A 13406-nucleotide genomic window follows, 5' to 3' on the forward strand; every position below is an offset into this window, starting at 1 on the left:
ATAACGATGAAGCATGTCCAGAAGTTAAGCAATTCCACGAATACGCTGCTACTGATTTCAAGTGTATATTCTTCCTTAACGAAGGCCGAGAAGAAAGTAGCGGATGCGGTGCAGGGTAACCCTGAAGAAGCGGTGCTGGCTACCGTGACGGATTTGGCTGAGCGTGCCGGTGTCGGCGAGACGTCCGTGATTCGGTTCTGCCGGGCTTTAGGTTTTCGGGGATATCATGAGTTCAAGCTGTCCGTGGCACAGGATCTCGTAAATTTGCCTACCTATATTGCCGGGGAAATAGAGGAAACGGACGATATTTCAACGATCGTGAATAAGATCACCATGAATAACGAGCGTATTCTGAAAAGTACGTTGGATTTATTACATACCGAACAACTTGAACAAGCAGTAGAGATGATTCTGGCAGCGAACAAAATTTACATTTATGGGGTGGGTTCATCCGGGATTACCGCGTTAGATGCCCAGTATCGGTTCATGCGACTGGGTCTCAATGTCGAGGTTCATCGGGACGCGCATATCATCGCGATGTCTGCTGCATTGGCCAAGGAGGGGGATGTCGTCTTTGGGATCTCCACTTCAGGAAGCACAAAAGATTTAGTCGATCCCGTGAAGCAAGCCAAGGAAAACGGCGCCAAAATGATTTGTCTAACCAGTCATGCGAAATCCCCCATCACTCATTATGCGGATCATGTATTACTTATTCCATCGAAGGAGAGCCCGTTCCAAGGAGGATCGCTGTCCACCAAAATCGCTCAAGTTCACATGTTGGATATCTTAACGACCTTAATCTCCAATAGGAGTCAGATCAACACGTTCGATTCGATCAATAAAACAGCCAAAGCGGTTGCTGATAAATTATATTAGGATCCGCCTGTACGAAGCGCAGCTTAGAACCATAAGCTGCGCTTTTTTATTTGGAATAAAAAGAGGAATATTCCACTTTAAATTGCAATATAAAAAGGAATATTCCATATATTTAATTGAGGAGGTGAAGCTGCGTAGAGGATCATGCAAAAATATTACATAGAGATATCCGTAAGTCTGGAGTGTTGAGGGAGGCTTAAATCCATGGAGAATTTAGGGAGGTATGAGAATGAGATGGAAGAACAGATTGTCGATCATCTTATGTTTTACACTCATTTTTTCAGGCACGACGTGGACCGCACTAGCCCAATCAGCGATACAAGCCATCGCATCCAACGGCAATTCCATCGATATTACAGCCGTTAATCGAGCTATTGGTGCGGCGGACGAAATGATCTTGTTCACACGTGAGAACAGTTCTAAACGAACCGATGAGAATCTCTATGCAGCGGCTGCTGTCGTGGATTATCAAGAAGGAACTTATAGTGTAACAGATGTGACGTATCGTGAGGGTGCCGTAGAAATTCCAACGAACGGGTTCGTCCTGTTTGGCCATGGCACAAGTGAACAGTGGATCAAAGACAATATGCATCCAGGTGATCCTGTTGCTATTACCGGATATACCCTGCCGGAACCCATTCTAGGAGGCCCGCAGCTTATAACGGAACACGGGACATTCCCGATTGACGTTGTGGATGAAGAGCAGCCGACGAATTCGCTAGCTGTTTACACACGGCATTATGGCGAAGTGACGAAGCCATTTGCCGAAGATACGGTTCAATATATCATTACCAATGAAGTATCCGTGGTGAAAAATACGTATGGGGAACACGGGCAACAAGGTACATATATCCCTTCCAACGGATATGTTATTTCCGCATCAGGGAATGCAGCATCTATGCTGAACTTGGAGATTGGGAACGCTGTTCAGGTCGTGGGTATCGATATTCCGCTATTACCATCCAAATATATGAGGGTAAATGGGATTGCCGTAGGGATTGACGGTGTGAATGCGCCACGTGGGGCAGGAAAGGTTATCCTGTATCAACCTGATTATGGAGCCACAACCCAACAGAATGCTTGGGGTATGGAGATTACGGTTATTGACGGTAAAGTCTCGCATGTCGCAGCCATATCGGCAGATCCCAATACGGGGGAATATCTAGATAATAATTCGGTGATCCCTCCGAACGGGTATGTCTTATCGATCCAGTCGGGAAGCGCTTTCTATGACCAGCTTGCCGGACAGGTGCAATTGGGGTCTGAAGTGGAGCTTGTCACGGATAGCCTGATTTATCAAGCGGCCAGGACATCCTTTGACGCATTTAATCCCAAAGTGAAAGAGGATAATCCAGGGGGCTGGGATGATGATGGGAATCGGCCATATCCCGGCTTCCGAGGTACAAATCAGCTCATTGTATACGATCGTAACTACGGGAAGTCCGAGACCGGCACGAATCCATGGGGCAATGAAATTGCTGTGAATGCCGACGGATATGTTATTAGTAACGGAGGGAACAACAAGACGATTCCAGAAGGCGGTTATGTCCTGTCAGGCCATGGCGTGAAGAATACATGGCTTACGAACAACGGTCTTGTCGGTGCCAAGGTAAGTTTTGATTTCGCGCAAAAACAAGTCCTGATCATCTTTACGCCGGAATCTTATTTGGATAAAGCAGCGATAAGTATTTCGAGCGCGGAACAAGCATTGCAATTATCGAGAGATTTATATCAAGACGTACCTTATGCTGCCATCGAACAGAAGATCGCAGAAGCCAAGGAGGTCTATGAAACCGCTAAACAACGTCTTCATGAAGGCGGAACAGACGGCCTAATGGATCTGTTACAGGCATTGGATCAGCAAGTTACGGAAGCCAATTACATGAACTCGGAGTCGCCAAAGGTGCAGACACGCGGCCTATGGATGCGACCGAAAGAGAAGAATATCGAGCAGGTGCGGGAGCATGTACGCAAGATCAAGGAGACAGGGCTCAATGCCATCTATCTGGAAACCTGGTGGGATGGTTACACAACATGGCCTACCTCGCTGCCAGATACGGAATTAAATCCAATGTATCAAGGGTTTGATGTCTTGGGAGCGTTTATTGAAGAAGGCAAAAAACAAGGCATTGAAATACATGCATGGGTCGAAAATTTCTTCGCTGGCGGACCTGTCGTCGTGAATCATCCCGATTGGCGTCTTATTAGCCGGACGGGTATGGATTATGAAGTAGGTCCTCATCAAGCCAAATGGTATTGGCTGAACCCGGCATTACCTCAAGCGAGAGATTTCGTATCTACGGTCTATAAAGAATTAATATCGAAATATGATATCGAATCCCTTCATTTGGATTATGCGAGATACCCGGGATCAGGCGACTATACGAATGATTACGGCTATGATACGTACACGCGCCACCTATTTCAAGAAAAATTCGGTGATGATCCGTTAGCGCTTCATCCTGGCGACTCGCATTGGACGGAGTGGTTACAGTTCCGGGCAGATATCATTAATTCTTGGGTGGCTCGGGTTGCCAAGGAAGCCCATGAAATAAAGCCGCAACTTCCAATCACGGCAGCCGTATGGCCGAACTATGAGGAAGCACCGCAATCGCATGCGCAAGAAACGAAGAACTGGCTTGATAATAACTTGATTGATCATCTGTTTCATATGTCTTATGCACCAGGTTCTGAGCTGACCGTAACCGATTTGCAGAATTCGATGGCGCTTGCTGGAAATCACTCGTTCGTCTCGTCTGGACTGGATACATTCCAGGGGAATCCGGTTGCCGCGGTCGTTGACCAAATACAGCAGGCAACCAACCACGGAGGCGCAGGTGCGGCGTTATTCGAATTTGAAGGCTTATTCAACTACAAATATGATCGCGTGTTGAAGATAGGCGTGTATCGCAATGAGGCAATACAGCCTAGCTATCATAAGTCGCAACCCTTAGCGACGTTATTTCAGGAGATGATTCGCAAAATCAACGAGATCTATGTGCCGTTCCAAGGGTTAAGCGCAGATGACGGGCGTAAGGTGAAGCAAGAGCTTCAGGCTGCGGTAGAAACATTACAAGCGAGTCCTGATTTAAACGTTCAATCCGTCAACCAAGCCTTGAAACAAGTCACAGGGATTCAACAAGAACTCGAGAAAAATCCTTCTATTGCTGTTGAAGTGACGAATAGAATGAATCAGGACTTGGCCTATGCGCAACAAATGATCCGTATTTATTTCGCCAAGGCGGCATCCAAAGCCCAATTGAAACAGTTGGAAATCCGTGAAGCCAAGTTATCTCCAGCCTTCCAGTCTTCTACGTATACGTATTCCGCTCAGGTCGGCAATGGCGTGAAGACGATTCATATCCAAGCAGCTGCCAGTCAGGATACTGCCAAAGTATCCGTTCGCGGCAAGATATATACGAACGGAACGGAAATTTCTGTACCCCTTCAAGTAGGGGCGAATGAAGTTGCCGTACGCGTAACAGGTGAAGATGGATTGACCCTGGATTATTACATTGCTATTCAGCGGGAGAGTCAAGGCGGGAATAGCAATCCAGGTGGGGGAGGAACGCCATCGACTTCAACGATAACTACGCCAGTCGCAACAACTCCGGTAGAAAGTTTGGACCAAGTAAAGTTGGATGCCAGCGCATGGGTCGTGACATCGGATTCCACAGATCAAGGTCAGACGAGATTCACGGCACGCGTGAACGGGAACGCGCTGACTCAAGCGATCCAGCGTCTGCATAAAGGAGAAGATTCAACAGGGCAAGTGCTTATTGAACTGACGGGTGAGGAAGATATTCAGCAAGTAGGGATTCCAGCGTCAGCATTGATCAAAGGAGCAGCGATCTTACCGAATGGATCGATCCGTGTGCAAGGCCGTCAGGGGGCATTTGACATCCCGTTATCGCTGCCTAACCTATCTTCCATGCTCGATGAACTTGGAGCCAATTCGTCCCAAGAAGCTATGGTTTATATGTCGATGAAGCGACTGAAGGGCGATGAACTTCTGGAAATCCGTAAAGGAGTTGCCAAGGAGCGTGCAACGCTCGTGGATGATCTTGTCATAGAATTCTCGGTTCGTATTGAAGCGAATGGAACGACGAGGTTCATAACGGATTGGGGGAATACGTTCATTCATCCTAGCCTTATGGTCGGAACATCTGTAGCGGCTCATTCCGCAACAGGAGCGCGAATGAATCCAAAATCGGGAGAATGGGTGTTTGTTCCTTCCGTCATGACCATGACAAAGGGCAAGACAACAGTAAATATGCATCGCGCAGGAAGCGGGACTTATGCATTACTCCAATCATCGCTATCCTTTACAGATATCATGAACCATTGGGCGCAATCAGATATCGAGTCGTTAGCTTCGAAACGCATCGTTAAGGGGATAACGGCATCGGAATTTGCTCCGAATCAATCGGTGACGCGTGCGGAATTCGTTAGTTTAATCGTACGTTCTTTGGGGCTTCGTTCGGATTCGTCATCCTTATCGTTCAAGGATGTCACGGAATCAGACTGGTATGCAGGGGCCGTTCACGCTGCGGCTCAAGCCGGAATTGTCCAAGGAAATGACAACGGTACTTTTTCGCCTCAAGCCAAGATTACGAGAGAAGAAATGGCGGTCATGATGGGGAGAGCCATGGTGGCTGTAACCGGAAAAGATTTGGGAACAGGGACAGCAAAGGATTTGTCGCAATTTACGGATGAGAAGGCGATTCACGAATGGGCGCAAGCATCGGTTCGCCAAGTCATCGCCATAGGCATGATGAAAGGGATGACGAACAACACCTTTGAACCGGGTGAACATGCTACGCGCGCACAAGCGGTTGTTGCGCTCAAGCGGATGTTAGAATATTTGGGCTTTATCAATAAGTGAACCGTCGCGGGGGCTTTTACGCCCCCGCGATCTAAGATTCATTAATGTTGCGAGGGGGAGGAGACGGTGAAATTTGCAGTCATGTCAGATATCCACATCGTGGCATGGGATGAAGAGTCCCATGTTCGCTTTTCCCGAGCGTTGGATGACTATTTGAGCTTGGAAGAACCTCCGGATTATATCGTATTGAATGGTGATCTAACCGATGGACATGAAGAGGACTATAAGGCATTACATGAATTATTACATCGAAGGGAACTACTTCCGCCCGTCTTCGTGACTAACGGGAATCATGAATTTTATTCCATGTGGCATAATTCGAAGCGAGAGATGGTTAAGGAGACCTTTCCCAATGGGGGATCGACGGAGCAAGCGATGGCTTTATTTACAACGGAGATGGGACTTTCATGCAGCTACTATGATGCCTGGGTGGATGGATACCATCTTATTTTTTTGAGCGGGGAAGTTTACCGGGATCGAATGCCTGACATTGGAGAAGATGCATGGATCTCGGAGGAACAATTCATGTGGTTATCACGAGTGTTGATGCCGCATCGGGAGATGGGGCAGGAACAGCCCCTATTCGTATTTCTTCACCAGCCTTTGCCGAATACGGTTGCTGGAAGCTTTTGTCCGACTGAGAGAGGCGTTGTACAGCATCAGCGGCTCAAATCCCTATTGGAGCAATATCCGCAAATTATTTTCTTTTCAGGACATACGCATGTAGAGCTCTCTGCCAGCTCCATTTATAAGGAGGATATCATCGGGTATATGGGGACTTCTTCCGTTCGGCGCCCTTATTGCGAAGATCTCTATCCCATAGATGGACCAGCCAGCGAAAGCGTATGGGTAGAAGTTGGACTAGGCAAAGTAGTCCTGCAAGGCCGAAGGCACGATACGCAAGTCTGGATGGAGAATGTAAGATTCGAGCGGAAATATTAGTATTCATGCACTAGATGGAATATTCCTCTTAATTTTAATTAAAAAAAGAAAAAAACTTCCGAAAAAGTATTGACGAGCGATCTAACCCGTCTTAACATGAGAGATAGAAATAGCGTGGAAGTTTTTTCTAAAACAAAATAAAGGAGGTGCCGCACCACAATCCATCATGTTCGTTCGTCCTAGCAAGGGGTTATTACCAATACAATGAAGGTGGGGAAAGCACAAATGTCAAAGACGTTTCGTTCATTTGCACTCCTATTAGCAACATTTATGTTGATTTCATTGCTTGCGGCTTGCGGTTCCACGAGTTCCGACGGGAATAAAGATACAAAAACAACGGCGGAATCCACCACGGACAACACGACGAAAACAGACACCACGAAAGATACTGCGACGAAAGAAAAACCGAAAGAACCCGTAGAACTTAAATTCTGGACCATCTCGCTTAGCCCGAATTTCGATGATTATGTGAACGGTCGCATTAAAAAGTTCGAAGAACAGAATCCAGGGATCACGGTGAAGTGGACGGATTTGCCTTACGGTTCGATGGAAAATAAATTATTAACCTCGATTGCCGGCGGCAAGTCGCCGGATGTCGTGAATTTAAATACAGGAATGACGATGACATTAGCAGGTAAGAACGCGCTCGTCGATCTCAATAAAGAAGCAACAGAGGAGCAGCGCTCCATCTATTTCCCAGACTTATATAATTCAACCAAATTAGGCGAAAGTGTATACGCTTTCCCTTGGTATTATGGCCTGTCGGTGTTTGCTTACAACAAGAAAATCTACGAAGAAGCAGGACTAGACCCGAACCAGCCTCCTACAACCTATGAAGAGATGAAGCAGCAGGCGATTACGATTAAAGAGAAAACCGGGAAGTACGGGTTCGTACCCAGCTATAATCCTCCAGCGGATTTCTACTTCTTAGGGGTTCCGATGATTAGCGAGGATAAGAAGAAGATCATCATCAACACGCCTGAAGCGCTCGAATGGGCCAAATGGAACAAAGATTTATACGACAAAGGGATCGTGCCTAAGGAAAGCTTATCTGCGGACGCGAACTACGTAACTGATAAATATCAGGCGGGGAAAATCGCGACGTTAATTACAGGCGCACAGTTCCTTAGCCGTGTCAAAACCAATGCTAAGGATGTCTACGAGAACACGATGGTGGCCAAAATGCCAACCCTGAAAGCAGGGGGCAACGTACAGGCAGGCCTGATGAACGTGGTGGTCCCAACCATGAGTACGCATCATACCGAAGCTATCGCATTCGCGAACTTTATTACCAACGACGAATCGCAGCTAGAATTTTGTAAAATCGTAAATATTTTGCCTTCGACGAAGAAAGCGGCTGCGGATCCATTTTTCACCGAAGCCGGAGCTGATCCGGAATCACAAGCCAAAGTGATCACCGCTCAAATGGCTTCATTAGGCAAAGATTTTTCGTTAGGTGTGAAAAGTGAAGGCGAAGTTCTTGACCCGCTGTGGAAGGGTTGGAAGGAAATGTTGAATGGCAGAGTAACGCCAGAGCAAATGCTCACCAAAGTGGAAGCAGAAATGCAGAAGAAGCTCGATGAAATCAATGCCTCTGAGTAAGAATCCGTCGTGAACAGGGAGTGAGTCGATCTCACTCCTAGGGTTAATAGGGAGGGATATCCATTGGCTGTATCGAAAGAGCAGGCTCGCCAAACCAGATTTGCTTATACCATGTTGGCCCCTGGCATTATTCTACTGTTGTTATTCACGTTCATTCCCATCGTCTATGGCTTGCCGCTTGCCTTTACGAATTATTCGGCTGTCGATACAACAAAATGGGTTGGATTCAAAAATTTTATCAGAGCCTTTGAAGATCCGGACTTCTGGATTTCTTTGAAGAACTCCATCCTGTATGTCATCGTGGTCCCCATCATCCAGCTGTTGTCCATTCTGATGGCGATCCTTGTGAACAATAAATTGCGTTTTGTTAACTTCTTTCGCATTTCTTATTTCATCCCTGTTGTCACTTCCATGACGGCTGCAGCCATTGCGTGGAAGTGGGTATTTGAAGAGGACGGGATCTTGAATTACTTTCTAACAACGTTAGGGATTACGGATGCTCCGATTTCGTTCATGGCGGATATGAATCTCGCGCTTTATGGCGTCATGTGTGTGACGATTTGGAAAGGCCTTGGCTATTACATGATGATCTATCTGGCAGGATTGCAATCGATACCTAGTGAGCTGCAAGAGGCAGCTAGAATCGACGGGGCAGGCCGTTGGAAAGTGATCTGGCATATTACGATTCCGCTGCTCATGCCATTCGTGATGTTATGTTCATTGTTATCTGTGATGGGTGCCATCCGCGTCTTTGACGAGATCTATGTCATGCATGGGCCCAAAGGGGATCCGGCATCGGCTACCTTAACCACATCTATTTATACGTATAAGATTTCTTTCCAAGATTATAACTTCGGTTATGGGGCGGCTGTTGGATTAGTGGTCTCCTTGTTAATCATGGTGTTCACGCTCCTTCTGTTCAAGTACACAAGAAAAGGTGGAATGAACTATTATGAGTAATTCACCCCATTCCTTCCCGAAAGCGTTGACTTGGAGAAAAATCGGACCAAAGCTCATTTTATATCCGCTCCTGATCATAACGGCCTTATTTTGTCTAGGACCTTTCTTGTGGTTGTTATCTACGGCGTTTAAGACAGGTGAGAATGTATACGCATTCCCTCCTCAGTTCATCCCGAACCCGATTTCGTTCAAGAACTTCTTGGATGTGTTCGACATCATGCCGTTGTGGACCTACATTTATAACACGATTTATATGACGGGACTTGGGGTTGGTCTGAATCTGGTGATGTGTACGATGACAGCCTACCCGTTAGCACGGATTCGGTTCCCAGGGCGTAATTTCATTTTCTATGCCATTGTAAGTACCATGATTTTGCCCAATGCTGCAGGGATGATCGTGAACTTCATTATTATTCAGAAAATGGGGCTCTACAACAACATGCTAGGTGTCGTGCTCCCTTCGGCTATCAGTGTATTTAATATCTTTTTGCTGCGGCAGGCCTTTATTACGATTCCGAATGATATGGAACATTCAGCACGTATTGATGGAGCACGGGAGTTTAAAATATTCTACAGCATTATGCTGCCCATGATCCGTCCCGCCGTAGCGACGGTCGTTATCTTTGATTTCATGGCGTTCTGGAATAGCTTGATCTGGCCGGTTATTATCCTCGATGATCAGGATAAATATCCGCTGGCACCGGCACTACAGTATTTGCAGGGAACGCTCTCTTATAATTTTCCGTACATCGCAGCAGGCACGATTATTTCCATCATTCCGATGATCATCATCTTTTTGATTCTTCAGAAGCAATTCATTAATGGGATGGTAGGGGCTGTAAAAGGTTAATTCAAAACCAACGAGATAGGAGTCATGAAGCATGAAGAAAATCGTATTCATTCCGCTAGATGAACGACCCTGTAACTATTATTTTCCCACGGCATTGGCGGAGGGAACAGAATTTGCGATTGTGACGCCGCCGTTAGAGATGATGGGATTGAAGAAGAAGCCGGCAGACGTTGAGCGGCTGTGGTCTTGGCTGCTCGAAGAGGCGGCCGATGCTGACGGCGCGATCGTATCGATCGATACGTTGATCTACGGCGGGATTGTTCCTTCTCGGCTTCATCAGCTTTCGCGAGATACCTGTGAAGAGCGAATCCATCTCCTTCGAAAATTAAAGCAGGTTAATCCGAACCTCAAACTCTTTGCGTTCAATCTAATCATGAGATGTCCGAAATACTCCAGTGCGGATGAGGAGCCCGATTATTATGAAGAATGGGGCCGCGAGATTTTCCTTCAAGGATACATCAAACATCGGCTGGAGTTAGGAATCAGTACAGATGATGAACATCAGGAGCTTCGAGAAATCGAATCATTGCTTCCGTCCGAACATTTGGATGATTATATCCAGCGCCGGGCGATAAATGTTGCCGTCAATAAGATGGGGATTGGCTTGGTTCAGGAGAAGGTCATCGATTTCATGATTGTGCCGCAAGACGATTCAGCTCCCTATGGGCTAACCGCAATCAATCAGCAGCAAGTGCGGAACGAAGTGAAGCATCAAGGCGTTCAGCTCTCCGTCTATATGTACCCGGGGGCGGATGAAGTCGGATGTACGCTTCTCGCGCGAATGATGAATGAGATGAAAGGGCGCAAGCCGCTGCTGTATCCGAGATTCTCGAGTGTTCAGGGGCCGTATGTTACGCCGTTGTATGAAGACAGGGTCTTATTTGAGAGTGTGAAGTATCAAATCCTGGCTGCGGGTGGCTTAATCGCTGCTTCTTTTCAGGAAGCAGATGCGGTCTTGTGCATCAATGCACCAGGCGATACGATGCAGGAATCCAACTCGCAACATCAGCCAAACCGAGGTTATCAGGTCCTTAGAAATTTGGTTGAATTGACGGAAACCGTTGATTTCGTCATTCATACGCTGAAAAAGCCGTGTATCGTGGCTGATGTCGCTTTTGCCAATGGGGCAGATCTGGAATTGTTATATCTCTTGCGGGAGAAGAATGTTTTATTTGAATTAGCCGGCTATGCCGCATGGAATACAAGCTCGAATACACTCGGGACCTGTATCGCCCAAGGCATGATCTATCAGCTCTATGGGAATACGGCAGAACATCGTCATTTCCTGGGCTTGCGTATGGTTGAAGATGCAGGTTATTGCGCATCCGTTCGGCGTGCCGTGCAGGAAGAAGTGCTTCCCTCCTTAGGGTACACCTATTTTGAAGTTGATGGACAACGGGGCCAAGTCGCTTGTGCGGTGAGGTCACGACTCGAACAGTTTGTCAGGGATCATCTGAATGACCCACAGTACAAGATTGTACTGGAGGATTGTTATCTGCCTTGGAGCCGCATGTTTGAGGTGGGGCTAACCATTCGGGTGCTTCCCTATGATGATAAATAATGGACAGCAGGAGGAATTTAGGTAATGAACAGCTTGATTATGCTTACAACACCAAGAGAAGGTAGGAACCAGAAATGAAGACTCTTTTTGAACAAATTCATAAAGGATTGATCGTATCGTGCCAAGCGCTCGAGAATGAGCCGTTGTTCGGTGCAGAAGTGATGGCAAAAATGGCTATATCTGCGGAAATGGGAGGTGCCATCGGCATTCGAGCCAATAGCGTCACGGATATTCACGCAATTAAGCAGGTCACGTCCCTTCCCATTATTGGCATCATTAAAAGGGACTATGAGGATAGTGAGATTTATATTACAGCCACACTGCGCGAAGTAAAGGAGCTCATGGAGGTTGGGGTAGATATGATCGCGCTGGATACGACGAGAAGACCAAGGCCAAATGGAGAGACGCTGGAATCCATCATTGCTTATATGAAGGAACGCGGGCAGAAAATCATGGCCGACATCTCGACATTGGAAGAAGCGCGTTATGCGGAATCCTTAGGCGTCGACTGCATCTCTACGACACTCTCGGGGTATACGCCTTATTCCGTGCAGCAAGACGAGCCTGATTTTAACTTGGTTCAAGAAGCCGTGGCGCAATTACAGATTCCTGTCATCGCCGAGGGGAAAATTAATTTACCGAAGCAAGCCGCACGAATGCTCGACTTAGGCGCTCATGCCGTCGTTGTAGGTTCCGCGATCACAAGACCGCAGTTAATTACGGAGCGTTATGCGCAAGAAATTAAATCGGCATGCAACAGCGCGAATGAGCTGAAGCATCCAGCCTCGGAATAGGAGGTCGTGAAGGGGATGCAGACGATTGGCATAGACATCGGCGGAACTTCGATTAAAGGAATCGTGATCGATCAGCAAGGACAGATTGCGCAGGAGGTCAAACTCCCAACCGAAGCATCGCTTGGTAAAGATCATATTCTAGAACATGTAAAGTCTGTGATTGAGCAATTATTGAACAATTACCCGGAAATCCAAGCCATTGGCATAGGAACGGCAGGCAGAGTGGACGTGCTTACCGGTCACATCGTATATGCAACCGATAATTTGCCGGGATGGCATGGTTTTCATGTAAAGGATTGGGCTGAAGCACAATTTAATCGCAGAACGGTGGTAGATAATGACGCCAATACGGCATTGTTAGGCGAACATTGGTTGGGAGCTGGACGAGGTTACTCGAATCTAACGATGATTACGCTCGGAACGGGAGTTGGCGGTGCAAATATGGTGCGTAGCGAGCTTTATCGCGGCGCGCATTGGAATGGCGGGGAATACGGACATGTCATCTTCGTTCCGCACGGGCGCCCATGCAATTGTGGATTTCAAGGCTGTATCGAACAGTATATCTCAGGCACCGCGTTAGTCCGTTCGGCACGTGAAGCCTCTCAAACTTCATATGAATCAGGTCATGAAGTACTTGCAGATTATGTGAAAGGTGTACCCGTGATCGTTGAGGTTGTGGAAGAATTCATCCGAAACATAGCGATTGTTCTTCATAATATTCATATTGGGATGAATCCGGATGCGATTCTTATCGGCGGCGGTATCGTGGAAGCCAAAGCTGTCTGGTGGCAGAAGCTAGAAATGGTATTAGCATCGATGGGGTCTACGGTCACGGTTCTTCCAGCCCTGCTGGGGAATCAGGCAGGCTCGATAGGTGCTGCAAGGTATGCCATGTTGGGTAGTGGGGTTCAAGTCTAGGTATAGGAAGGCGGCTGA

General features: G+C 47.1%; 9 protein-coding genes. All 9 read left to right on the forward strand.

Going from position 1 to position 13406, the window contains the following annotated elements:
- Positions 1–6: 6 nt before the first annotated feature.
- Positions 7–876: a MurR/RpiR family transcriptional regulator gene (locus BVG16_RS07365; RefSeq protein WP_078497878.1), complete on the forward strand. Its 870-nt coding sequence runs from the start codon at positions 7–9 to the stop codon at positions 874–876.
- Positions 877–1105: 229 nt separating this feature from the next.
- Positions 1106–5761, forward strand: a complete 4656-nt coding sequence (locus BVG16_RS07370) for an S-layer homology domain-containing protein (protein ID WP_158081639.1) — start codon at positions 1106–1108, stop codon at positions 5759–5761.
- A 66-nt stretch (positions 5762–5827) separates the two neighbouring features.
- On the forward strand, positions 5828–6703 hold the full coding sequence (locus BVG16_RS07375) for a metallophosphoesterase family protein (RefSeq protein ID WP_233146918.1): 876 nt from the start codon (positions 5828–5830) through the stop codon (positions 6701–6703).
- Positions 6704–6928: 225 nt separating this feature from the next.
- Positions 6929–8305: an ABC transporter substrate-binding protein gene (locus tag BVG16_RS07380; protein WP_158081640.1), complete on the forward strand. Its 1377-nt coding sequence runs from the start codon at positions 6929–6931 to the stop codon at positions 8303–8305.
- A gap of 63 nt (positions 8306–8368) precedes the next feature.
- Positions 8369–9265 (forward strand): carbohydrate ABC transporter permease, encoded by an 897-nt coding sequence (locus BVG16_RS07385; RefSeq protein ID WP_233146919.1) that lies wholly within the window; start codon positions 8369–8371, stop codon positions 9263–9265.
- Complete coding sequence (locus tag BVG16_RS07390) at positions 9258–10115, forward strand: carbohydrate ABC transporter permease (RefSeq protein ID WP_078497881.1); 858 nt, start codon at positions 9258–9260, stop codon at positions 10113–10115. The genes BVG16_RS07385 and BVG16_RS07390 overlap by 8 nt, the downstream gene beginning before the upstream one ends.
- A 31-nt stretch (positions 10116–10146) precedes the next feature.
- The gene (locus BVG16_RS07395) at positions 10147–11676 is read left to right on the forward strand and encodes a DUF4127 family protein (protein ID WP_078497882.1); all 1530 of its coding nucleotides are present in this window, start codon (positions 10147–10149) and stop codon (positions 11674–11676) included.
- Positions 11677–11750: 74 nt separating this feature from the next.
- Positions 11751–12470: an N-acetylmannosamine-6-phosphate 2-epimerase gene (locus BVG16_RS07400; protein ID WP_078497883.1), complete on the forward strand. Its 720-nt coding sequence runs from the start codon at positions 11751–11753 to the stop codon at positions 12468–12470.
- Between the two features lie 15 nt (positions 12471–12485).
- Positions 12486–13388: an ROK family protein gene (locus BVG16_RS07405; protein WP_078497884.1), complete on the forward strand. Its 903-nt coding sequence runs from the start codon at positions 12486–12488 to the stop codon at positions 13386–13388.
- Positions 13389–13406 lie beyond the last annotated feature (18 nt).

Origin of the sequence: Paenibacillus selenitireducens, assembly GCF_002021565.1 — a bacterium.
In the GTDB taxonomy this organism is placed as follows: Bacteria; Bacillota; Bacilli; order Paenibacillales; family Paenibacillaceae; genus Paenibacillus_K; species Paenibacillus_K selenitireducens.